This window comes from Bacteroidota bacterium (genome assembly GCA_018266755.1).
Taxonomy (GTDB): domain Bacteria; phylum Bacteroidota; class Ignavibacteria; order Palsa-1295; family Palsa-1295; genus JAFDZW01.
In genome coordinates this window covers 449419-473906 of sequence record JAFDZW010000001.1, presented here as the reverse complement: position 1 = coordinate 473906, position 24488 = coordinate 449419, and the positions used below count along the sequence as shown (strand labels likewise).

General features: G+C 55.2%; 21 protein-coding genes. 14 read left to right on the top strand and 7 right to left on the bottom strand.

Annotated features, from left to right (window positions below; genetic code table 11):
* Positions 1-21: 21 nt before the first annotated feature.
* Positions 22-1605 carry a hypothetical protein gene (locus JSS75_01905; GenBank protein ID MBS1902442.1) on the top strand — a complete coding sequence of 528 codons (1584 nt, stop codon included), beginning with the start codon at positions 22-24 and terminating at the stop codon, positions 1603-1605.
* Positions 1606-1952: 347 nt separating this feature from the next.
* On the opposite strand, the gene JSS75_01900 is transcribed toward JSS75_01905, so the two are convergent.
* The 7 genes from JSS75_01900 to JSS75_01870 form a co-directional block, all read right to left on the bottom strand.
* Positions 1953-4259, bottom strand: coding sequence for a DEAD/DEAH box helicase family protein (locus JSS75_01900; GenBank protein MBS1902441.1), 2307 nt, complete (start codon positions 4257-4259; stop codon positions 1953-1955).
* 3 nt (positions 4260-4262) lie between these two features.
* Positions 4263-4712 (bottom strand): RES family NAD+ phosphorylase, encoded by a 450-nt coding sequence (locus tag JSS75_01895; protein ID MBS1902440.1) that lies wholly within the window; start codon positions 4710-4712, stop codon positions 4263-4265.
* Positions 4712-5272 carry a DUF2384 domain-containing protein gene (locus JSS75_01890; GenBank protein ID MBS1902439.1) on the bottom strand — a complete coding sequence of 187 codons (561 nt, stop codon included), beginning with the start codon at positions 5270-5272 and terminating at the stop codon, positions 4712-4714. The genes JSS75_01895 and JSS75_01890 overlap by 1 nt, the downstream gene beginning before the upstream one ends.
* Before the next feature lie 107 nt (positions 5273-5379).
* A complete protein-coding gene (locus JSS75_01885) occupies positions 5380-5526 on the bottom strand; it encodes a hypothetical protein (protein MBS1902438.1) in 147 nt (48 codons plus the stop codon).
* Positions 5523-6518: a restriction endonuclease subunit S gene (locus JSS75_01880; protein MBS1902437.1), complete on the bottom strand. Its 996-nt coding sequence runs from the start codon at positions 6516-6518 to the stop codon at positions 5523-5525. The genes JSS75_01885 and JSS75_01880 overlap by 4 nt, the downstream gene beginning before the upstream one ends.
* Positions 6515-7567 (bottom strand): DUF4263 domain-containing protein, encoded by a 1053-nt coding sequence (locus tag JSS75_01875; protein ID MBS1902436.1) that lies wholly within the window; start codon positions 7565-7567, stop codon positions 6515-6517. Before JSS75_01875 ends, JSS75_01880 begins: the two co-directional genes overlap by 4 nt.
* Positions 7568-7584: 17 nt before the next feature.
* Positions 7585-9036: an N-6 DNA methylase gene (locus JSS75_01870; GenBank protein ID MBS1902435.1), complete on the bottom strand. Its 1452-nt coding sequence runs from the start codon at positions 9034-9036 to the stop codon at positions 7585-7587.
* 188 nt (positions 9037-9224) lie between these two features.
* On the opposite strand from JSS75_01870, the gene JSS75_01865 reads away from it, so the two are divergent.
* The 13 genes from JSS75_01865 to JSS75_01805 all read left to right on the top strand — a co-directional run bounded on the left by JSS75_01865 (position 9225) and on the right by JSS75_01805 (position 24369).
* Positions 9225-10667, top strand: a complete 1443-nt coding sequence (locus tag JSS75_01865) for an NADP-dependent isocitrate dehydrogenase (protein ID MBS1902434.1) — start codon at positions 9225-9227, stop codon at positions 10665-10667.
* A 177-nt stretch (positions 10668-10844) separates the two neighbouring features.
* Positions 10845-11339, top strand: coding sequence for a 5-(carboxyamino)imidazole ribonucleotide mutase (gene purE, locus JSS75_01860; GenBank protein MBS1902433.1), 495 nt, complete (start codon positions 10845-10847; stop codon positions 11337-11339).
* A gap of 133 nt (positions 11340-11472) precedes the next feature.
* Positions 11473-12615, top strand: coding sequence for a 5-(carboxyamino)imidazole ribonucleotide synthase (locus JSS75_01855; GenBank protein MBS1902432.1), 1143 nt, complete (start codon positions 11473-11475; stop codon positions 12613-12615).
* A gap of 137 nt (positions 12616-12752) precedes the next feature.
* Positions 12753-13412, top strand: coding sequence for a hypothetical protein (locus JSS75_01850; GenBank protein ID MBS1902431.1), 660 nt, complete (start codon positions 12753-12755; stop codon positions 13410-13412).
* 15 nt (positions 13413-13427) lie between these two features.
* Entirely contained in the window at positions 13428-13796 is a 369-nt protein-coding gene (locus JSS75_01845) for a VOC family protein (GenBank protein MBS1902430.1), read from the top strand.
* A 13-nt stretch (positions 13797-13809) separates the two neighbouring features.
* Positions 13810-14661, top strand: a complete 852-nt coding sequence (locus JSS75_01840) for an NAD(P)-dependent oxidoreductase (protein ID MBS1902429.1) — start codon at positions 13810-13812, stop codon at positions 14659-14661.
* Positions 14662-14665: 4 nt separating this feature from the next.
* Positions 14666-15868 (top strand): thiolase family protein, encoded by a 1203-nt coding sequence (locus JSS75_01835; protein ID MBS1902428.1) that lies wholly within the window; start codon positions 14666-14668, stop codon positions 15866-15868.
* Positions 15869-15962: 94 nt separating this feature from the next.
* Complete coding sequence (locus JSS75_01830; protein MBS1902427.1) at positions 15963-17195, top strand: peptidoglycan DD-metalloendopeptidase family protein; 1233 nt, start codon at positions 15963-15965, stop codon at positions 17193-17195.
* 80 nt (positions 17196-17275) lie between these two features.
* Entirely contained in the window at positions 17276-17719 is a 444-nt protein-coding gene (locus JSS75_01825; protein ID MBS1902426.1) for a hypothetical protein, read from the top strand.
* A gap of 227 nt (positions 17720-17946) precedes the next feature.
* Positions 17947-18546 carry a septum formation protein Maf gene (maf, locus tag JSS75_01820; GenBank protein ID MBS1902425.1) on the top strand — a complete coding sequence of 200 codons (600 nt, stop codon included), beginning with the start codon at positions 17947-17949 and terminating at the stop codon, positions 18544-18546.
* A 98-nt stretch (positions 18547-18644) separates the two neighbouring features.
* Positions 18645-20738: a choice-of-anchor D domain-containing protein gene (locus JSS75_01815; protein ID MBS1902424.1), complete on the top strand. Its 2094-nt coding sequence runs from the start codon at positions 18645-18647 to the stop codon at positions 20736-20738.
* A 90-nt stretch (positions 20739-20828) separates the two neighbouring features.
* Complete coding sequence (locus JSS75_01810; protein ID MBS1902423.1) at positions 20829-21701, top strand: sugar ABC transporter permease; 873 nt, start codon at positions 20829-20831, stop codon at positions 21699-21701.
* Between the two features lie 301 nt (positions 21702-22002).
* On the top strand, positions 22003-24369 hold the full coding sequence (locus JSS75_01805; GenBank protein MBS1902422.1) for a T9SS type A sorting domain-containing protein: 2367 nt from the start codon (positions 22003-22005) through the stop codon (positions 24367-24369).
* Positions 24370-24488 lie beyond the last annotated feature (119 nt).

The following is a 24488-nucleotide window of genomic DNA, read 5'->3' as shown; positions in this document are numbered from 1 at the left end:
AACAACTCAATAATACAATTCATGAACACATATTCTCCCATTACCTCGAAACCCAAACACATCACCGACGCCGAGTTCCGCCGGGACGCTCACGCGCTCATGGCCGAGATCGGGATGCTCTCCCTCTTCGACCGAACCGATGAATCCGCAAAGACGGAACGTCTCGAACGCGGAAGAACCGACCCGTTCTATTTCTACCGGACGTATCTGCCGCATTACTTCGGAGACGATCCTGCCGAATGGCATGGCGAGTTCGTCCAGGACCTCCAGCGAACGGATATCCCAGTGGCGATCACGGCGCAACGAGGCGGTGCCAAATCCACGCTGATCTTCGCCGAGATCATTCGGTGGGTCTGCTACCGGATGCATCACCTCATCGTCTATCGGCTCGATACCCTTGAAAAGGCCGAGTTCTATACCCAGCGTGTTCTGATCGAACTCCAGCATAATCAGCGGCTGCGCAGCGATTTCGGAGCACTGGTATCTTCGGATGCCGCTCGTGGTGACTTCTCCTGTAGCGACGAGGAAACCAAGCGCACCTTCTGTCGGGTCGTCGCCTTCGGGACGAACATGTCGCTGCGCGGATTCATCAACGAGAATAACCGCCCGGATGTCATTATCTCCGAAGACCTGCAAGACCGCTCGTCGGCCGAAAGCGAGAAACGGACGGAAAAGGAACTTCGGCGTCTCGTACGAGACGCACGACCGGCTCTTGTCCCGAAAGGATGGAAGTTCCTCGTGGTTGGGAATATCATCTGTCACGGATCGATGATGGATCGGTTACTCTCTGACGACGAGTTCACGAAGATCGTCAAACGTCGCTATCCTGCCGAGTACGTGGACTCGAACGGGGTTCGCCGTTCCTCGTGGCCGTCTCGCTTTCCGATAGAACTGCTCGATTCGACCAGAGAACAGATCGGCGACGACGGGTACGATGCAGAGTATCTCTGTAAAGCGGTCGAGGTCGGAACGGTATTCCAACTCAAGCGGGATATTCACCACTACCAGATGCTGCCGGAAGAGCTCGACTACACGTCGGTCGTCATCCAGATCGACCCGGCCATCTCGGGGACGAACGACTTCACGGCAATGGCGGCGGTGGTCAGCTATACCCACGATACGAACCGGCCGGACTTCGGCAGATGGTGCGACTCGAACGGGGTTGCATTCGGGGAAGGGATCTATCTGATCGTCCTCGATCTGTTCATCCGGCAAGTGGGAATCGACGAGATGCTCGGTGCTGTCCATGAGTTCGACGAACGATGGAGACCATATCAGATCCGATGCGACGGCTCGGTCGATAAGGAAACCGTATTTGAACGGTTCTTCTCGGAATACGAAGCCCGGATGGGTATCTCGTTTCCGCTTCACTTCGACCGCTTCGATATCTCGAAGGACTCACGCATCCGTTCCTTGCAGCCGTATATGGCACGTAAGCGTATCCTCTTGCCTGGGGCAGGGTCGGAGGATACGAAGACGCTGGTTCGTCAGTTGATCCGCTATGGGAAGAGCGACGAACACGACGACGGGCCGGATATGCTCGCCGCAGCGATGGAGAACGTCGATCCGTCACGGCAGTCTTACGTGAACGTCTACGTCCTCTAACCATACCGAACGCAGTGTAGCACATCATGCCGGTGGTCTCCTTGAGTGATGACATGACACAAGGAGGCCACCGGTGTTCGGTCGTTCAACCCGTGCAGAATAAACTGTATCCAAAGAGTGACGAATACGGATTAGCAGAATCTGCACAACTTGCTACAGACATAAGGGGTTACAGCGAACTGAGTCGAATCTCGGATCGGATTGACTACCGCAAAACAGGCATTATACGGTAAACGCCGCCGAAATACCCTGCATAGTTGTCGGCATTGATGCGGATTATATGGAAAGTATCTGGGTTCGAATCGCGCAAGTAAAGCACTTACAGTCGCGCATTTTTACAGGGCAAGTCAAGCCGCCCGCGAATACAAATCCTTCTGCAAATTCAAAAACAACGACCGGATATGACCGACATCGCCAAGCTCTTTCTTCGCATTGTCGATCGCCAGATACTTCATATCGAGGAGTACAGATAATTTTTCCGAATCGAGTTCAGCAAAGCCGTTCTCCGTGTATTTCGCAAGTACAAATTGGAGGAAATCGGCTTCCGACGCTTTGTGACCGTCAACGATCTTCGAGTGCGTCTTCGCAACGCGTTCGCTGCGCGTGATCTTCGGCGTAAAGAAAGAGAGATAACTCAGCACATCGAGTAGATCGCATGACTCGGCATCCAAAATGCGCTGCAACGTTTCGAGATTGTCTTTGCTGTACCCTTTCTCGGCCAATCCTTCGAGAAAGGATTTGCGTGTTGCAGGATCGGACCAAATCTTGCGAAGTTCTTCCTCGCTCTTGAAGAACTCCGGCAACGTACCCGTTAGCTCGTCGACAAACTCCTGCACCGACATCGGTTTCCCGTCCGCGCTCCAGAACGACGTCGAGATCATGTGCTGTATCTCGCGCTCTTTGCCGTCGCGTAGCTTGATCTTGAGCTTCTTCGGCTTCTCATCCGGCCCTTCTTCAATTGGTCCGGGCTCAACTTCGCCCTTCGGCTCTTTTGGCTTCCGTGGCTCCGATTCTACGGGGTCCAACGGCTCGCCGTCCCATTCGGGGTCAGAGAAGTTCTTGTACGCCCCGACGAAGTCGTAGATCGTAAAGAACTCCTTACCCTCGAACAATCGCGTCCCGCGCCCGATGATCTGCTTGAACTCGATCATCGAATTCACCGGACGAAGCAGAACGATGTTGCGGACATTACGTGCATCGACACCCGTCGAAAGTTTCTGCGAAGTCGTGAGTACCGTTGGAATGGCGTTCTCGTTGTCCTGAAACTTCCGCAAGAATGCCTCGCCGATCGACCCGTCATTCGCTGTGACTCGGACACAATAATCCGGATCGCTCGAATCCTTCATCTGATTGACGAGGTCGCGGATAACGAGCGCATGGTCCTGCGTCGCGCAAAAGACCAGCGTCTTTTCATGTTGGTTGATCTCCTCCATCATGATCCTAACGCGGCTTGCTTCGCGCTCCCTGATCTCGATGATTCGGTTGAAGTCCTTCTCCACGTATTCTCTCGGTACTTCGACCTCACCCTCGATGATCTCGTCATCAGAGGTATAGATGTACGTGTCCATCGTCGTCTGGATACGCTTCACCTTGAACGGGGTCAGGAAGCCATCGTTGATGCCTTGCTTGAGCGAGTACGTATAGACTGGTTCGCCGAAGTAGCGGTAGGTATCGGCGTTGTCCTTTCGCTTCGGCGTTGCCGTGAGGCCGATCTGCACCGTAGGTGAAAAATAATCGAGGATGCCACGCCACTGGCTTTCGTCCTGTGCGCCGCCGCGGTGACACTCGTCGATGAATATGAGATCGAAGAAATCGGGCGGGTACTCGCCGAAGTACGGCGTCTTTTCCGGCCCGCTCATGAACGTCTGAAAGATCGTAAAGAACACGCTCGCATTCTTCGGGACAGCGCCTTTCTTCTTGATCTCCGCCGGCTTGATGCGGGCTTTCGCGTCTTCGGTGAATGCCGCGAAGTCGTTAAATGCCTGGCTTGCGAGAATATTCCGATCGGCAAGAAACAGAATGCGCGGCTGCCGCTCGCCGTCTCGGCGCAGATTCCAACGGCTCTGGAATAACTTCCACGCGATCTGGAAGGCAATGAACGTCTTGCCTGTGCCCGTTGCAAGTGTGAGCAAAATTCGATTCTTCTCCTCGGCAACGGCATTGGTCGCATGGCTGACAGCAAGCTCCTGATAATATCTCGGCCGCTTGCCGGTGCCGCCGTCCTCGAACGGGACGTTCGAGAACTTCTCTTTCCACGCATTCCAATCGGCAAACGTCCGCTTCCAGAGTTCTTCGGGCGTCGGGAAACGTGCAACGAATCCTTCCTTGCCCGTCTTCATCGAGATCTCGTAGATCTCTTTGCCGTTGGTGGAATACGTGTAATCTATCTCAAGCTTCTGTGCGTAACCTTTTGCTTGTGCGACTCCCTCGGTCGGGGACTTGTCTGCTGCCTTCGCCTCGACGATACCGATCTTTTGATTTCGGTACACCAGAACGTAGTCGGCCTTCTCGGCTTTGCCGCGAAGTCCGCCAGGCTCGATGCGACCGTCGGTTATCGGAAATTCGCGGTGGATACGCGAATCCGTAACCTCGCCCCAGCCACTTGCTTTCAGAGCGGGGTCGATCAGCTCGGCTCTGGTTTCCGATTCGTTCATGAGCTATTTTAATCTCGGATCGACAAACAGGTTTTCCAATCCCAGAATCTTGATTTTGCCAGCGTCAGGGTGTAATGGGTTAATAAGAACATTACTTTCCGCACTCACGATGACGGAGGGGACTTCCAGTGCCAAGAATTTCAAGGCTCTCAGGAAGTCATCTCCGATTTTCTGGCTGACCAGCGAATGTGGCTTGACATCCCATCCGATGGGAAGATCGGCGAGTTCGAGCTTATGGATCCGAGTATGGGGAGGCAACTCGAGCATCGCTCTCACCATGCCCGTCGGCAATATTGTCGAATGAGCGAGCATTTCCAGTAATGATAATGAGCGCGATGTCGCAGTATAGAGCATCGGACGACCAGGGCTGTTCCACCGACCGCCGTAGAGTCTGGCTCCCTCGCCAGAAAGGTCCCTGCTGTTCTCCTGTTTGGTGATGCGAAAAACGATCATCAGTACACGCCGTGTTCAATCCGGCCTAGTTCAGCTTTGACCAGTTGCATCCCAGTGATGCTATTGAGTATGGACTCTGGTGAAATGCCGCCCAATGCGGTGCTGGGAATCTCGAGCCACAATCTGAACTGTTCCATGCTCCCGAACACTTCTCGGCCATGTTCCGCGATCTGTGCCACAAGCAGCGCGCGCTCGGATACCTCGAAATTCATCAGGACATTCTTCTGCTGATACCGCTGGAGGGTACGGTTGTTGATCTGAAGGCACCTTGCCAGATCAATGCTCGAAAATCCTGTCTCCTTCTGGATGGATTTAAGAACTTTCGCATGGAGGCCATGCTCGGACACCCTGATCACTGAGATCGGGCTGAGGTGTGAGGCCCACTTCAGCGTATCTCCGGCTGTGGGTCCTTTTACCTCCATCATAACAGCTATTCCTGTCTGAGTTTTGACGGTCCAATCGGCTTTCTTATCTGCACGAGACCAGGCGGCGGTCTTCGTGTCGGAGTGCGTCCAGGCGCCCCCCTTCTTTTTGGCTGTTTTTTTAACAGTTGTTGCCATGACTTTTGTCCTATTTTGCGCGACAATAATACAACGGCACGGTAGTGGGGTTTAATTCCACACCATTCCGACGCGCCTGTCACATGCTCTGTGATCATTTGATCTCCCTACAGTTCTCCACTGAACGCCTTTTTCAGGATGGATTTCTTTAGCTCTTCGAGGGTGTGGAGCTTGCCCACATAAAGAAGAGCAAGCCGCCTCGACTCGGCATCTATTGAGTCAAGATGTTCAACAAGCCTCAACTGCTCTTTCATTGGGGCCTACGTACCGGAAGCTGCCGCAGGTCCTCAATATTGATGCCGATGTAGGCAGCCCCTTTCTTGACTCCGCCAAGCCACTGCTGGCTTGCACCAGAACCAATGAAGTAGCTCAGGAATCTTGGGTTCACGCGCGTGGCATCCACTGGCACCATTGCCACCTCCCTAGAGACATTCCACCCAGCCATATCAGACGTAGCGACCGCGACGCCACCCAATGTTCCTCGCACGTTGACCAAGACTTCCCCACCTTTGAGAATCGTTCTCGAGTATTCCTTGGAGAGCGAGGGCTTGATCCTCTTCATTCCTTCCGTTTCGACGTTCAGCCATCGGACATTGCTGGTCCGTAGACACGGGACTCCGCCTGGTGTCTCTTCCCCGAGCTTAATCACACCGTAGGTTATCACCCGGTTCGTTTCGCAGAGGTCCACAAGTGACCTCTCCGGTAACCCATTGCCATGCACAGCGAACACCGAGTGAAGGTGACTCCGAAACAACTCCCGCGCATTCTGCAAATTCTTCTCCGCGTTCTCCTTCGCCTTCGCCGCCGCGGCAAAGACCTCATCGAGAATCTTCACGATGCGGTGTTGTTCGGGGAGGGGTGGGAATGAAATGGGAAGGTCAGTGAAATGGCGTAGCCGCAAAGACTTTGCGGTGGCTCCAACCGCAACTCGTTCGAAGTATTTATGAAAATGGATCAAGTGCCAATAGACGAATTGAATGTCAACGCTACTGTCAAAATTGAATAGTGCGTAAGCACGTTGATGCAGATCAAACTTGCCGCTGTAGTAGCGAGGGAAGAACTCGGCACCTTCTCCGGGAATAATCAACGCCTCGCAGTCAAAGAGATAACGGTTACTTCGCTTGATTGTCTTTGAACGGTCAAAGAATGCATAGGGCGCATCATCCACTGCTTCGTTTGCATTGGATTTGCCAGTGCTGATCTCGCACAATGTACCAAGTGTTGTTGATTTCCAGAAGTTGCTCATGCTCTGATGGCGGGCGTTGATAGGAAGCTCTCTCCTCTGTTTAACAACTCAGTGTAGGTGATGACTTCAATGGCGTGCAGAGAGTGATTGAGTTTCCGCAGCGCCTCCAACTTCTCGACCGCCCAACCAGCACTCTGCCCGATTAGGATGAAGCCACGTGGCTTAAGCAAGGATACCGTGCGGTCATATTTCTTAGCAATTGCCTCTTGGATTTGGTAGCGCGACTTTTCAATTTCACCCAGATAGGTCACCACCTGACCAATCGCGGAATTCGCTTCTCTCGACCACCTCCACGAACCAGGATGGTTCGGGTCCGCCTCTATCACTTCTGCTTCAGGAAGTTTTATTTCGAGTAGATCCACAAAATCGTCCATAGTCGGGAACAGGAAGTCAGGCATAATTCCCAGGATGCTTATCTTTTGTTTTGAAATTGCCTTTTGGTAGTTGACTCCAAATAGCCAGTTATGTTGATATATCCAGTATTGCCAGGAGTCCTCACCCATGGTTTCAGAGTATTTCTTGCGCAACCGATTCCTCAATTCCTCCACTACTTGCTTGCGCTTGTTGAGCAAATGTCCAGCTGAAAGGTTATCTGCCAATCCAGGATCAGAAATGCTTAAGAGTTGCCAAAACTCCTCCGAATATCCACGCGTCAACAATTGCTCAATAACGTTCTTCTTGTTCTGATCGCTAACAACTATCACTTCCTCTTTCTCAGCGACTAAGTATTCATGGCGGCCAGGGACTATACCTTTGGTTATGATCGCTTTTCTTGTTTCCACGGCCTCCGAGAGAATCTTGATGGCATCTGTCCCCAATTCGACATGGCTCCCTTCAAAGAGCTGAATCTTCCTAAAATCCTCCTCAGGGATCCTCTCCCACTCCTCGTTTCGGACCTTCTTGAATCGAATCAAGTCACCCCGAACGCCTCCCGGATGGATCTGTGGGAAGAAGACAAGCGCGGTATCAGCGGTCTGGTCGAGGAGGACGCCACTCGTCTTGGCAAAGTCCTTGCCGACGGTTTGTGTCTTGATTGGTTTATTGACCATATCGCGTGCGATCGGGATTATATCAACTCTGCGATTTTCTCAAATAGTCTTTCGGATTCTACATCAAGCTTCCGCATCTCTTTCAGAATTTCTTTCGCATCACGCAGCGTCTCTTCGCCCCCTTTGTTCGGGTTCTTTACCGAGAGGTCGAAAGTGGCTTGGTCAATATCTTTGACGGCGATCGTCCAGGAATTCTCCGAGTCGGTTTTCTTCTTCGAGAGCCTAACGAAGTCTTCGAGATCACTGACCGAGAGCGGGTTCGTCTTGCCGAGGTTGCGGCCGGGGTTGAGTTGGTAGTACCAGATCTTCTTCGTCGGTGCGCCCTTCTCGAAGAAGAGCACGACGGTTTTCACGCCCGCACCCTGAAACGTCCCGCCAGGAAGGTCGAGGATGGTATGCAGGTTGCACTTCGAGAGCAGTTCTTTGCGAAGCGCAACCGAGGCGTTATCGGTATTCGAGAGGAACGTATTCTTAATAACCACGCCGCCCTTACCGCCTGCCTTGAGTATCTTGATGAAGTGCTGCAGGAAGAGAAACGCTGTCTCGCCCGTGCGGATCGGGAAGTTCTCCTGAATCTCCTTGCCGATGCTTCCGCCGAACGGCGGGTTCGCGAGCACGACGGTATAGCGGTCTTTCTCCTGAATGTCGTTGATGTTCTCGGCGAGGGTATTCGTGTGTCGGATATTCGGCGCTTCGATCCCGTGCAGGATCATGTTCATGATGCCGATGATATACGCCAGTGACTTGATCTCCTTGCCGAAGAGCGTTTTTTCTTGCAATCGTTTGAGGTCCGCCGTCGAGAGCTTCTTGCCGTCGCCGACGAGATGGTTATACGCTTCGACGAGGAACCCCGCCGAGCCGCATGCTCCGTCATAGATCGTATCGCCGATCTTCGGATTCACAACTTGCACGATAGCATGAATCAGCGGCCGAGGCGTATAGTACTCGCCGCCGTTTCGCCCGGCATTGCCCATCTTCGCAATCTTCGATTCGTACAAATGCGAGAGCTCGTGCTTCTCTTCATAGAGCCGGAAATGCATCGTATCGACGACATCCAGAATCTCGCGCAGCCGGTAGCCGCTCACGAGGCGGTTCTTCAACTCGTGGAAGATCTCACCGATCTTGTATTCGATGGTGTTCGGGTCCTCGCTCTTGAACTTTCGTAGATAGGGAAAGAGATGCGTGTTAACGAAGTCGAGCAGATCATCGCCGGACATTGCCTTGTTGTGGTCGGGCTTCCCTGATGAAGTCTTCGGTACAGCCCACGTATCCCATCGGAAGGACGCCTGTAGGATGCGGGAATATTTCTTGCCATCAACCTCTGCCTTTTCTTGGCGGACATATTCGAGATCGTCCAGATACTTTAGGAACAGAATCCACGAGGTTTGCTCAATGTAATCGAGTTCGGTAGCGCAACCCGGATCCTGCCGGAGGATGTCGTCGATGTTTTTGAATGCTTGTTCGAACATTGGCCAAAATCTATTGACTACAAATATAATGCCCCTCCCCCAGCCCCCTCCCGTATGCGGGAGGGGGTGTATGGTGTGTGCCCATCCCGTATGCGGGCGTGTGAGCAGCATTCCCCCTTCGGATTCATCCCCTCCCTCCTGTTGTTATAGGGCGTCTATACTCACATTCTTGCTCACGAATCGCGCTAATGCCTGAAAAGACGCCAATTACGATTGCGTACGGAGACGGGATCGGACCCGAGATCATGACCGCCACGCTTGCCATCCTCGACGCTGCGGGGGCCAAGCTTCGCTACGATGTGATCGAGATCGGCGAGAAAGTCTATAAGCGCGGCGTTTCGACCGGCATCGACAACTCGGCGTGGGATATCCTCCGCGGCAACCGCGTCTTTTTGAAGGCGCCGATCACCACACCGCAAGGCGGCGGCGTCAAGAGCCTGAACGTGACGGTCCGCAAAACGCTCGGCCTCTACGCGAACGTCCGTCCGTGCGTGTCGTACTTCCCGTATATCGACACGAAGCATCCGAAGATGGATATCGTGATCGTCCGCGAGAACGAGGAAGACCTCTACGCCGGCATCGAGCACCAACAGACCGCCGAGGTCACGCAAGCGATAAAACTCATTTCGCGCCCGGGCACCGAGAAGATCGTCCGCTACGCCTTCGAATATGCACGCGCACATGGCCGCAAGAAGGTGACGTGCGTGACGAAGGACAACATCATGAAGCTGACCGACGGTCTGTTTCATACGATCTTCAACGAAGTCGCGCCGGAGTATCCCGAGATCGAACACGATCATTACATCCTCGACATCGGCGCGGCATTCATCGCCGAGAAGCCGGAGATGTTCGATGTCGTCGTGACGCTGAATCTCTATGGCGACGTGATCTCGGATATTGCGGCGCAGGTCGCCGGTTCGGTCGGCATCGCAGGCTCGGCGAACATCGGCGAGGACTTCGCCATGTTCGAAGCCATCCACGGATCGGCGCCTACAATCGCCGGGCAGAACGTTGCGAATCCGTCGGGACTATTGCAAGGTGCGATACAAATGCTCGTGCATGTCGGGCAACCCGACGTCGCGGAGAACATCGCGAACGCCTGGCTCGCGACGATCGAACACGGGATCCATACAAAAGATATTTATTCGTACAATCACTCGCACGATCTCGTCGGCACGCAGGAGTTTGCGCAGGCGGTGATTACTCATCTGGGTAAATTGCCCGAGACGTTCAAGGTGGTGAAGTTTTCGAAGTCTGCACATCCGAAGAGCGCGTGGAAGTACACGCCACGTGCAGTGAAGAAAGAACTCATCGGCGTCGATGTGTTTGTCGACTCGCGACTCACGCCGGACGATATGGCCGCGAAAATGCAAGCGGTGGGGGTCGGAGGGTTGCAGATCCAAATGATCGCAAACCGTGGCGTGAAGGTATGGCCCGAAGGCATGCCCGAGACGTTCATCTCCGATCACTGGCGCTGCCGTTTCCGCACGCCGAACGATACGGCAATCACGCACGGCGATATTGTCGCGCTGCTCGGCAACATCAATGCGGCCGGCATCGATTTTATCAAAACCGAAAACCTCTGCACGTTCGACGGGGAGCTCGGCTTCTCGCTTGGGCAGGGGGAATAGGCCAAACGCCCGCCCCGCGTTGAAACGCGGGTCTATGGTTCTTTCAGTCCGCTGAAGCGGACGCGTATTACGTCCGAAGGACTGAAAGACACATGGCCATGGGTTTTAACCCATGGCGAACGTCGGGGCGGCACAACGATCGTAACCAGCACAACCATGTTCGACGCACCTCAAGACATGAAATCGAGCAAAATGCCAATCGTCGGGATCATCATGGGCTCTACAAGCGATTGGGACACGATGCGCGAAGCGTCGCTCATCCTTACGGAGTTCGGCGTCGAGCACGAGTGCGAAGTCGTCAGTGCGCATCGCACCCCCGATTGGATGAGCGAGTACGCAAAGACCGCCGAGAAGCGCGGCCTCGAAGTGATTATCGCCGGTGCAGGCGGTGCGGCGCATCTGCCGGGCATGACGGCGTCGATGACGCTGCTTCCGGTGCTCGGTGTGCCGGTCGAGAGCCACGCGCTCAAAGGAATGGACTCGCTGCTCTCGATCGCGCAGATGCCGGGAGGCATTCCGGTCGGCACGCTCGCCATCGGGAAATCTGGCGCGAAGAACGCCGGCTTGCTCGCCGTTGCCATTCTTGCAAATTCGCGGCCAGCGCTGCGCGAGAAGCTCCGCACCTACCGCGAGAAGCAGACGGCGGATGTGCGAGGGGCGAAGTTGGTGTAGATCGTAGCTGTCATTCTGAGCAAAGCGAAGAATCCCTGCGTGTCTGCCGGAATGATCCGTACAAACCGAAAGGGATTCTTCACTGCGGTCGCAAGCGACCTCCGTTCAGAATGACAGGCATAGTACATATTACATGACCCCCATCCTACCAGGTTCAACCATCGGTATTCTCGGCTCCGGGCAGCTCGGGCGGATGCTTGCGCTCGAAGCGCGGCGTATGGGATACCGTGTTCACGTCTTTTCACCCGAGCCCGACTCCCCTGCCGGACAGATCGCCGATGTGGAGTATGTGGCCGAGTACACCGACACCGAAGCCGCGCGCGATTTTGCTTCGGGCGTTGATGTCGTGACGCTTGAGTTCGAGAACATTGCATTCGAAGTCGCGAAGGCGATCGAAGAAGTGAAGCCGATGCGTCCGCGACCGGAAGTGCTGCATACGACGCAGCACCGTCTGCGCGAAAAGACCTTCTTGAAGAACGGCGGTTTCCCCGTCACTCCGTTTCGTCGTGTCACGAACGAAGCGGAGCTCTCTGCGGCGATCGCAGAACTCGGGCTGCCGTGCGTGCTCAAGACCGCAGGCTTTGGCTACGACGGCAAAGGACAAGCGAAAGTGAACACCGCCGAAGAAGCCGCGACAGCATTCAAGTCACTCGGTACCGACGAGGCGATCCTCGAGGCGTTTATCTCGTTCGAAAAGGAGATCTCGGTCGTAGCCGCTCGCGGACTCGATGGTTCGTTCGTGCCGTTCGTGCCGGTGTGGAATACGCATCGTCATCACATCCTCGATGTAACGCTCGCGCCGGCCCCGATCCCAGCCGAGCTTGCGAAAGAGGCGGTGGATATCGCCAAGGGCGTGATGGAAGCGCTTGAGTGTGTCGGCGTGCTCTGCGTCGAGTTCTTTGTGACGAACGATGGGAAGCTGCTCATCAACGAACTCGCGCCGCGACCACACAACAGCGGACACTGGACGATCGACGCCTGTGTCACGAACCAGTTCGAGCAACAGCTTCGCGCCGTGTGTGCTATGCCGCTCGGCGAAGCGACGATGAACCGTCCGAATGCAGGCATGGTGAACTTGCTCGGAGATATCTGGGCGAACGGCACACCGCAGTGGGACCTGCTTCTGCGCGATGCGCGATTGAAGCTGCATCTCTACGGCAAAGCCGAAGCACGCAAGGGCCGCAAGATGGGCCACGTGAACATCGTCGGCGACACGCCGGCCGAGGTCGCAGGCAAGGCATTGCGGGTGAAGAATATTTTGGGGATAGAACAGTAAGCCCGTTGTCATTCCGAGGAGGGCTTCAGCCCGAACGAGGAATCTGTGACGACGACAATCTTGAACCGGCTGAAGGCTTGAAGATCGGAGCGATCCCGGATTCCTCCCTTCGGTCGGAATGACACTTTGATGTACGAATGAACGTCACACTCTTATCCGAACCCCAGCACGGCGTTGTGCTGACACAGTTTTTCGCAGCGAAGGCGAACATCACGCTCGTGCAGAGCGGCGCGGATGTGGTGATCGACTGCGAGTTTTTCGACTTGAACGAGAAGTACTCCAACATCCAGTCGTTCGTGTCGAAGGACGCCGTGCTCATCACGAACACCCTGACGGCTCCCGCGACGGCCATCGCACGAAATGTGCTCGGCTTTAAACGAATTATCGGCATCCCCATCATACCATCCCAGCTTGCAGCGCAGACGGCCATCGAGTATTCGATCCCATTGCAGCAGGAGGCGGTCGAATCCGATGCCGCACTTGTAGAATCGCTCTTCGGGAAGACGCCAGAGAAGATCGGCGACTCGGTTGCGGGGATCTTCCCACGCACGATCGCAATGATCATCAACGAAGCGGCCTATGCCGTGATGGAAGGCGTCGCAACGGCAGCGGATATCGACACGTCGATGAAGCTCGGGACGAACTACCCGAAGGGCCCGCTCGCCTGGTGTGACGAGATCGGCGCGTATGTCGTCGTCGCCATTCTCGAAGCGTTGCAGGTCGAGTACGGCCACGACCGCTACAAGATCGCGCCGATGCTGCGACTGATGGCCGAAAGCGGAAAGAAGTTTCTTTAGAATCATTTACTGACTATGCTCGCCAACCACCACCCGAAGGTGATCCCGATCCTCCCCTCGCTCGATACCGAGCGGTCGGTCGCGTTCTGCAACAGAGTCTTCGGAACGAACTGCACCGACTCCGGCGACTATGTGATCATCGCAGATGGCCCGTTCGAAGTGCATTACTACAAATGCGACGACCCGAAGCTACCTTCGGTCACATCGTGTTATATAGCTGTCAAGGACATCGACGCGCTCTATGCGAAGATCGAACCGACGGGCGCCATTCATCCGAATGGCAAGATCGCCGATCGCGAGTGGGGCGTGCGCGAATTCGTCGTCGTTGATCCCGATGGAAATATTTTTCGAGTGGGACAAGCATTACGAGAGATTCACAAGTAAGGAGTAGAAACGTATGATCGCTTTTCTTGGAATGGGTATGCTGGGTTCGAACTGGGTTCGGGCCATGCGCAAACGCGGCGAAGACGTGAACGTATGGAATCGCACCGCCGCCCGTGCGAAGGTACTTGAAGAGGTCGGGGCGAAGGCGTTCGAGAACGCTGCCGATGCGGTGAAGGGCGCGACGCGCGTGCATATCTGCGTCTCGGACGATGCGGCGGTCGAAGGCATCCTCGCGCAGATCGTCAGTGCTATTGCAAAGGACATAATCATCGTCGATCACACGACGACAACGGTGAGCGGCGCGATCGAACGCACGGCCCGACTGAAGTCACAAGACATCGACTACGTCCATGCTCCTGTGTTCATGGGGCCGCAGAACGCACTCGAGAGTTCGGGTTCGATGCTCGTCTCAGGCGATCAAGCGGTCATCGCGAAGGTCGAAGCTGCGCTCAAACAGATGACCGGTGAGTTGCAGAACATGGGCGAGAACGTCGGCGATGCAGCGGCGTATAAGCTCCTTGGCAATCATAATTTCCTTTCGATCTCGGCTGCGCTGATCGACAGCATCACGCTCGGCAAGTCGCTCGGTCTGCCGATGGAGGATGTGATCGGCTTCCTCGAACAGATCGGCACCACGCCATCTGCCGCGCGCATCAAACGCTTGCGTATGGGCAACTACGATGCGCCGACTTGGGAATTGCTCATGGCCCGCAAAGACGCACGCCTGATGGTCGAAGAAGCCGCGCGAGCGCACAACGATCTGATGGTCATGCCTGCCCTCGGCAGAGAGATGGATGCCCTCATCGCCGAAGGCCTCGGCTCGAAGGATTGGAGCATCGTTGCAAAAAAAGCGCTCAGCGAATAATCGTATGAACAACGCCTATATAATCTCCGCCTGCCGCACTCCGTTCGGGAAATACGGCGGCGCTCTGAAAGATGTACGTCCCGACGACATGGCCGGACTCGTGATCAAAGAAGCCGTTGCCCGTGCGGGTGTCGATCCCATGCAAATCGACGACGTCATGATGGGCTGCGCGAACCAAGCGGGTGAAGACAACCGAAACGTCTCGCGCATGGGTGCACTGCTGGCAGGGCTGCCCGAGCGCGTACCCGCTACAACAATCAATCGGTTGTGCGGCTCGTCCCTCGATGCCGTAATTCAAGCGTCGCGTGCGATCATCGCGGGCGAAGCGGATATCATCGTTGCCGGTGGCGTCGAATCGATGACCCGCGCACCATATTCGCTGCCGAAGAATGTCAGCGGCGCCGCATTATTTGGCAATCTCACCGCCTACGACACCGCGCTCGGCTGGCGCTATCCGAATCCGAAGCTCGAGACGATGTTCCCGCTCGAAGCAATGGGCGAGACCGGCGAGAACGTTGCCGAGCAATGGCACGTCTCCAGAGAAGATCAGGATTCGTTCGCCTACGAATCGCACCAACGTGCGATCGCAGCGCAAGACGCAGGCAGGTTCGACGACGAGATCGTTGCTGTCACCATCCCCGTAAAGAAGGGCGATCCCATTGTCATTTCGAAAGACGAGCAACCGCGACGCGATACGACGCCTGAGAAATTAGCGAAGCTCGGCGCAGCATTTCGCAAAGGCGGCAGCGTGACAGCCGGAAATTCGAGCAGCCTCAACGACGGCGCCAGCGCTGTTGTCGTCGCAAGCGAGGCTGTGGTGAAAGCACTTGGCATCACACCGCTCGGCCGTTACGTCGCTTCGGGCGTCGAAGGACTCTCACCGCGCTGCATGGGTGTCGGACCGGTCTATGCCGTCCAGAAAATCTTAAAGCGCACGGGTCTCAATGTCAAGGACATCGATCTCTTCGAGCTCAACGAGGCATTTGCTTCCCAGAGCCTTGCAGTTATCCGCGACCTGAAACTCGATCCCTCGAAGGTAAACGTCAACGGCGGAGCCATCGCCATCGGTCACCCGTTGGGTGCCAGCGGTGGACGCTTGGTTGGTACGCTCTTGTACGAACTGCGGCGCCGCAAACTCAAACGTGGGATCGCCACCATGTGTATCGGCGTCGGCCAGGGCATTGGGGCGATGTTCGAGACGGTCTGACGCACAGAACCCAACACTCATGGGCCTCTAACTGTATTACATACGGGACCGCCCGTCGGCCCCGTATATTTGCGCGTACTCTAACCACCATAGTATGAAACGCATCATTCTCTTCGTATTGCTGGCCTTCCCCCTGTCGGCGTTCGCGCAATTCTCGTCGCCGATGAGCGGCCAGCAGAACCAGGACTGGTATGTCTGGAGCTACTTCGATCACGACACGGCGAGTGGTTCGGTCCGGAATTTTGCATGCAACCAATACTGCTACGACAATTGGCACGGACTGATTTATGTGCTGAAGAACTTGAAGTTGATGGATCAAGGCATGCCGGTAACAGCAGCGGGGCCCGGCCGCGTCGTGGCGATCCGAAGCACATCGGACGATCGGACGCGCTCGTCGGTCTCAACCGATCACGGAAATTTTGTTCGTATTCAACACGGTCCGAACCTGTTTTCGTACTATGCGTACTTGCGTCACGGATCGATCCAGGTCGCCTTCGGCGACTCGGTGAATACCGGACAAACGCTCGCGATGGTCGGCTCCTCGGGCGGCGCATACTACGCGAAGCTCTACTTCCGGTTCGAGGACTCGACCGGCCGATACATCGATCCGATGGGTGACAACTGCGACCTCGTGTCGATCCCGCCGATGATCTCGCCGATCCCCGTCTACGATACGAGTTTCGGTGTCATCGACTTCGGCATTACGACCGGAGCACTCATCGGCAGCGATTCGCTCATGGAACGGCCTGCCAACAGGACCAATATCGGCATCAGTCAGTCTGCTAATGATACGGTCTGGGGCTGGTTGCAATACAAGAACCGCTTCACCAACGATTCATTGACGGATATTTGGATCGATCCCCACGGCTCCGTTTTTCACCGGTCTACCGTTCATGCTGAGTCGGATTTCCATTTTGGCTACCATAGCCACGGATTCGCGGTCACCGATCTTGCACTGTTCCAATCGACATTCGATCATCCTGTCGATACGGGTACATGGACGATCGAGTGGCACCATAAAGGCGAGACGATCGCTCAATCGACATTCCATCTGGCAGTCGATAATGGCGGTATCGTCGCATCAAAGCCCGCTGCAGATTTAGAATTCTACCCTCAACCGGCGAACGAGTTCGTACGTATCCGAGGTGCTCGCATATCGCGTGCGGAGTTATATAGTATTACAGGAGAACGAGTTGCAACGAGTCTTGAGGCGAACGGCGACTCCGAATCCGTCCTGCATTGGAAGCACCTGGCGCCCGGAGTCTACACGGTTCGGCTCTGGAGAGTAGATGGGCAAACAGTTGCATCAACGATAGTCATCAATTAGTCTCTCCAGCAACTTTCCTGATAGCGCAGGGTTCTGTAATTAGAGGAATTTTCCTCGTGAATTACGCATTAGGTACATCGATGAAGAAGGTTATTTTCGTTCTGATCGCCCTTGTTGCGGCCTCGCAGGTCGCATTCGGCTTTGCAGAGCTCCTGAGCTACCTCAAGGGGCATGCCGATGCCGACGCGATCACGCTCGACTGGCAGACCGGCAACGAAGCCGGCGTCAAGAGCTTCAGTATCGAGCGCTCGGATATCAAGAGCGATAATTACACCGAGATTGCAACCGTCACCGCGACCGGCAGCAATTCGAGCTATCACTACCGCGACGTGAATTTCAATTACATGCCGCAGCAGGGAGCCTCGAACAACGGCAACCACATTACCCCGCTGTCCGATCTGTACAAGTACCGCCTGAAAATTGTTTATACGAACGCTGTCAGTTATTCGCAGACGATTACTGTCACCCGCCCGACCGCCGGTGTCAAGCGTACGTGGGGTATGATCAAAGAGATGTTCCGTTGAACAACTCACTATCGTAACTTTGCAGAGAACCCCTTGCGTTGCGAGGGGTTTTTTATTGGGTTGGACGTCATTCTGAACGAAGTGAAGAATCCCTTGAGGTATAGCACAGTAGTCCGTGTGCACCCGAAGAGATTCTTCACTCCGTTCAGAATGACATGCGACTCAACCATTCGAAGGACGTCCGGTGCATCGCACACGTCTTCACCCGTTGCGTATTTGACAATTCCATGAACCCATCCATCCTATATCTCGCATCTGCTTCCCCGCGTCGCGCGTCGCTCGTGTCGTTGCTCGGGGTGAAGCGCGTGATCATCAAACCGGCCGATATCGACGAGACACTCGTCGGTTCGCGAGCGCCCCACGATTTTGCGTTCGACCTCGCATTCCAGAAAGCATCCGCCACGCGTGGATTGCTGCATCCGAACGATAGCCCCGGGATCGTACTCGGCGCCGATACGATCGTCGTTATCAACGACGTCATTCTCGGCAAACCGACCGACGAAGCAGATGCACGCGCGATGCTGCGCACCCTCTCCGGCGCGACCCATACAGTGTACACCGGCATTGCATTGCTGCATTCGGTAACGGGCGAGAGCGTCCGCTTCGTCGAAAAAACACAGGTCACCTTCCGCACTCTTGGCGATGACGAGATCGCGGCGTATGTTGCGGGCGGTTCTCCGATGGATAAAGCAGGGTCCTACGGCATTCAGGACGACCACGGCGCAGTCTTTGTCAGTCGGATCGAGGGCGATTACTATAATGTCGTCGGTTTGCCGCTATGCTCGACGTACGTCCACCTGCGCCAGTTCGCTCCGACGTTGTTCTGACGCGATCGTATGCATTCCGAAGTATCTGTTCCCGAGCTGTAACTGAGGTCGATGATCGGTGTTTAAGAGACATCGATCATCATCAATCAGTAACAACTATGGTACTTCATTACATAACTCGCTCCTTCAGGCTGGCCTCCTGTATCCTCCTGATGGTTTTGTGTATTACAGGATTCGCTGCAAACACGTCTGCACGCTCGTTCACGGTCTCGACCCATCGGGTCACGCTGGACCAGTCCAATCGCTACGGATACATCAGCATTACGACGACGCAATCGCCGTTGGTGCTCTCGACATTCGTCGCGTATCGGAATAAATTCGTTCAGCTCACGGCAATCGACTCGGCCAATTTGCGTAGCGGACCGCTTTCCGGGTCGGTGGTGCTGATCCCCGACTCCACTCAAACTGCGCAGGCTTGGATCAGCGTGTACTACGCAACGATCAGCAACAAGCCGACGTCGATGTTCCTGACGCTCACCAACAGGGCGAACGGCGAAAGCGATACGATCACGATCGAAACCACCGATTCGGTCGTAGAGCACACTCGCCCTGTGCTTACGATCGAGAATGACAGCGTGTACAATATTCGTACCAGTGTCAATCATACGGATGCCAAAGAATTCAACGTCCGCATCCGAAATATTTGGACCTCGAAGATCGTCGCAGCCGTATCGAGCACGAACATTTCCGACAGCATCCACTTTACGGCGTCGGCTCGCTCGCTTAGTATCGATCCGGTCTCGCAAAGCCCGGACGGCAGTTTGTTTACAGTCACCTATCATCCCGACAATTATCCGTATGACGATAGTATTTCCTATATTTTCATACCGAACACGCCGGGTGATGGAGCTCCGGTAACACTGAATATCTTCGTACACGATACGGCCGCCACTGCCGGGACGCTTTCCATCTCCTCCCCGTATTTCGGATATACAGAACAAGGCTCGAAGACGTGCCAAACGGTTCGGCTGTCGAACCGGAACGGCTCGGCACTGACGATCACCGATCTGTCATTCCAAGGTCCCGATGCCTCGGCCTTTGCGCTCGATCAGTCGGTATCACTTCCGATCGAAATCCCGAAGAATTCTTCGAAGACGATTACGGTCTGCTATACAGCACCGAATGCATTCAATCGAAGCGTCTCTGCATCGATACATGCCGTATATAAGAGTGCTGGCGTCAACTCGCTGACGACCGACTGCCCAATCTATGCCTACCTCGGCGGGTGCGTCTGGGTCGGTTCAGAACATGACACTATCAATATGGGGACCGTCATTGGCGGCGGATGGATTGAACGGAGCGTGCGGATCACAAACCACAGCGGGGTTACACTCTCGGTTGACTCGGCTCGCGACCTCTATTCCAACGGCGCGGAAATCGTGTTCACGATCGCCACCACATTCCCCTTCACTCTCGCGGCGGACGAAACGAAGCAGCTCGACTTACTCTTCACTCCGACGCAGATCGGGAATTACGGGTCACGTTTTGCTCTCTTTCTCTCGAGTTCAGTCGATAGTAGCTGCAACGAAGCGACGATGGAAGTCGATGGATATTGCCAAACAGATTCCAGCGCACGTATTCAGCTCTTCCCTGCTCAAACTGAGACACTGAACATCGTGACCAAGGAATCCACGACCACGCAGAGTTTCGTCTTCACCAACAATCTGAGCACATCCGTCAAGGTGCTTGGCGTATCGGTGAAAGACGGCACACACTTCTCTGTCGCTTCGCCGAAATCCTCCGATCTGCCGATCACGGTGGATGCAGGCAAATCGCTCACCGTCGATCTGAGCTTCGATGCAGGCTCGAACGGACAGTATAGCGACTCGCTCGTAATCACCACCGATCACGCCGCCGTTGCACAGCAGTTTGTTCTGCATGGTACGCGTACGTCGACGGCGAGTGTCGTGACGACACCGGCTGTTGCGCCAATCCTTAGCGTGACGCCAAACCCATCGTCGGGCAACGCTCGCCTTTCGGTCGTCGGCGCTGCAAGCGCAACACTGCAGATCTACTCCGAGCTCGGCGTGCTGATCGCTTCACACGAAAACAGCTCAAGCTGGCAGCTCGGCGCAGGCGATGCCACAGGCCCGCAGCTCGCAAGCGGTGCATACATCGTGCGCGCATTCGGCATTGGTTCGGACGGCAGGCCGTTCGTTACGTCAAAGCAGATTGTCGTAACAGGTCATTGACCGTTCTATATCGCATCTGTGGTTCGGGCGGCCCGTCGTGGCCGCCCGTTGTATTTCTATCCTGCCGTCCGTTCGTATCTTTGAGCCGCAATGATCGCTACTGCGCAGACCAAACGCACCGCCCTGTTGCTGCTCTCACCGTGGCTGCTGACGCTCGCCCTCTTTTGGGCCTATCCGCTCGTCTATGCGCTCTACCTTTCGTTCACCAAGTACAAGACGCTGACCACCGATACGATCTGGATCGGTCTGGATAATTACAAACATCTCTTCCGAGACGACGCATTCAAACAGTCGCTTTGGAACACGATCATCTTTGTTGTCGGGACGATCCCGATCACGATGATCCTCGCACTCGTGGCAGCCGCAATGCTTGTTCGTGTCAAGCGCCTGCAGTATTTCTTTCAATCTACATTGTTCCTGCCGAGCGTAACGTCGCTCGTGGTTATCGCACTTATCTTTTCGAATCTCTACACCGCCGGCGGGTATATCAATACCTTGCTGAAACTCTGCGGCCTTCCGGCCAGCGAAAAAGGGTGGCTGCTCGAACCCTCCACGGCGATGCCCGCGGTAATGGCGATGGATATTTGGGTGTCGGTCGGCTACTACGCCGTGCTTTTCGTCGCGGCGATCCAGAATATTCCGAAGGATCTCTATGAGGTCGCCGACCTCGAAGGAGCAAGCGCCGCACAGCAGTTTTGGCGCATCACGCTCCCGTCGATCAACGGTACAGTGCTCTTCGCGCTCGTGCTCAATACGATCAAGAGCTTTCAGGTATTTACAGAAATTTATGTACTCACGCGCGGCGGCCCGCTCGGCCGCACGTCGACGCTCGTGTATTCGGTCTATCAAAACGCCTTCGAGAAGGCAGACGGCATGGGCTATGCCTGCGCCGTTGCATACGTCCTCTTCTTTATCATCGCCGCCTTCTCCGCCGTCGAATTTCGCATGCTGCGGGAGCGGTGACGGACGTTCCGGTTCTGACTTCGCTCTTCGTGATCAGCAATACGACTAGTACACGCCGTGGGTTTAATTGACAGGCTCCCAAAGTATCTTGAATATAGTATTGTCACAGAACAGCGCTACTTCGTGTCTTTAAGGCATGAACGTAGTATGTGTTCTCCTGTGTGCAATGCTGAGCGTGTGGGCGTTACCCACATTCTCTCAGGTGTCGAGTCGTACACTTACATTGACGCACGACGTTTCGCCCACGGAGTTTCTGGTGCCGAGTCCGAACAGCCGCACCCCGGTCGGGTACGCAACGCCGGTGAGACTAAGTCTTATGAATCTCGGAAGCAGCACCGAAGACTCCGTGACGCTCTTTCTTCGGATCTATAACGGCTCGTCGCAACGCATCTACACCGACTCCGTCACGATACGGAATTGGCTTCCTGGCACGACGCGCGATACCTCATTTCACGATTTCGTCCCACAACAAGCGCAGGTCAGTTTCCGATTTGTTGCGTACACGTCGCTCGCGTCCGACCAGAACCGAACGAACGATACGCTCACGACGACGGTCTCCTCGAAATACCTCAGCGACTCGAAAGCCACGAATGTTGTCTTTCCTCCCCCGGATACCGTCTTGGACCGAAGGGTTAGCTTTCAGCCCGCATGTACGTTTCAAACAGTCGGTGTCGAAGACATGTACGATATGCCGATTCGTGTCGAGATTCATCAATGCAGCGACGGTACTGTCGTGTTCAGAGCCGATACGATTGCCGATGCTCTGTATTCCGATTCCGGCGCCCGGGTATTCCGTTTTCCCTCTTCTCAAGGGTCGTACAATGTTCAGAATCTCAAGCCCGGCTGCTACCGCATCGTGTTTATCGCCCGCCAAAGCGACGATGGCGATCGCTCGAACGACTCGGCGAGCGCGGAGTTCTCGATCCGCGATGTGGCGGCCCCCGATCGTGGCAACGATGTCGCCCTCACCCGCATCTATGAACCTGGTACGTTGCAACGGGTCTTGCTTTCGAAGTCGATACAACCTCGGGTGAGTATCTACAACTACGGTCCGAATGACGAATCTCCCGTAGCGGTTGTCGGTATGGTTCGTGACCAATCCGGCACGATCGTCTACCGAGATACGGTCATCGTGCCGCTTATCTCGGCGCAGACGTCGGCTGATGTGACGTTCCGCACGTATCAGCCAACCGTTCTGGGGATGATCTATACATTTATTGCATACTCTGTCGCTCCGCTCGATACAAACCGCTGGAACGACACCTCGCGTGTTCAATTCCTGACCCGCGCCTACCAGGACGAAAGCGTCTCGACCATACTGGTGCCATCTGCAGGTTCGATCATTCCGCATGGAGCGGACGTCCGTCCGCAGATCGTCTGCGGCATTGTTACCGGCGTCAAACCATCAGCGCCGGTACAACTAACTGCAATTGTCTATCATAACGGAGCGATCGTTCGCAGCAGCTCATACTCGGTCGATGCGTCGTATTTCGATAGTGCAGCGGTGTACTATACGTTTCCGTACTCGCTGGCCCACATGATCGCCGGTCTTGATACTGGGCAGTATTCCATGTGCGTTGCAGGCAACTTCCACGACGACAATCCGAACAACGATTCGGCATGGACGTCGTTCAGAATCAATCGCGCTCACGATCTGCGCGCCGATTCGATCAACTGCGGCGACCTGCTGGGCAGGCTGCGTGTCGGTGTTGCTGCACCGGTTCATGCACTGTTCACGAGCCTCGGCATGCTCAACGAAACGGCGGTCATCGTACATCTCACCGTCCGCTTGAACGACTCGGCGGAAGTATATCGGGATTCGACTACTGTCGCGCTCTGGAATGCGGGGACGACCGTCACGCTTCCATTCAAAGACCTCACTATTACCGTACCGGGGACCTATATACTTCAAGCGATTGTCTCGGCTGCCGACGACGAACTCCCGTTCAACGACACCGTACGACGTACCCTGAGCGGTCGGTATTCGTATGACGTCTCTGCCGACACGTTGATGCTTAATTTCCCTTCCGACTCTATTCCCTACAGATCGGATCTTCATATAATGGGCGTCTTCAGTCACCATGGCATCGAAGTATCGCAGCAGTATGCCGTCCGTGCGGAAATGCGTTCGTGCAGTAGCGGCTCGCTGGCGTTCAGGGTTGACACAGTAGTCACAGAGCTGAACCCCTTGGTCATGTCGGATACGATGAATTTCCCAAGTTCGCAGGTGGTATACTCTACTCGAACGCTCGCCCCCGGCTGTTACCGGTTGGCCGTGATCGCCCACGACGGGTTCGACGGTAACCGCTCGAACGATACCGTGTACCAAGAGATCACGATCGTTTCACCGACATCCGTACCCGATGCCTCCGCTCCGACTGTCTTTTCGCTCGACGCACCGTTCCCCAACCCGTGCGACGGCGAGTTGACTGTGCGATACACGCTTGCGGCCCGAGCCTCTGTCCAGTTTTCGGTGCGAGATATGCTCGGCCGTGTCGTGTTCGCGCATACCGACGAATCCGTGCCGGCTGGCGAGCAGCGTAGAACCCTTACGCTGCCACCCCTGAGCGACGGCAGCTATGTATTGACGGTTTCGGCACGACAAACGAGCGGAATTGTACATACCGAGGCCCGGACGATCTCCGTCGTGCATGCTTCGGCACGGTAAACACCCGATCTGGCTCCATAAACATGTGATGCGACGGGGTTGGGTTCTCATTATCCGACCCCGTTGTGTCACAAACGATCCCTTGCTTGTGTCATAGGGGTGGTGAAGAGCATCCGGAG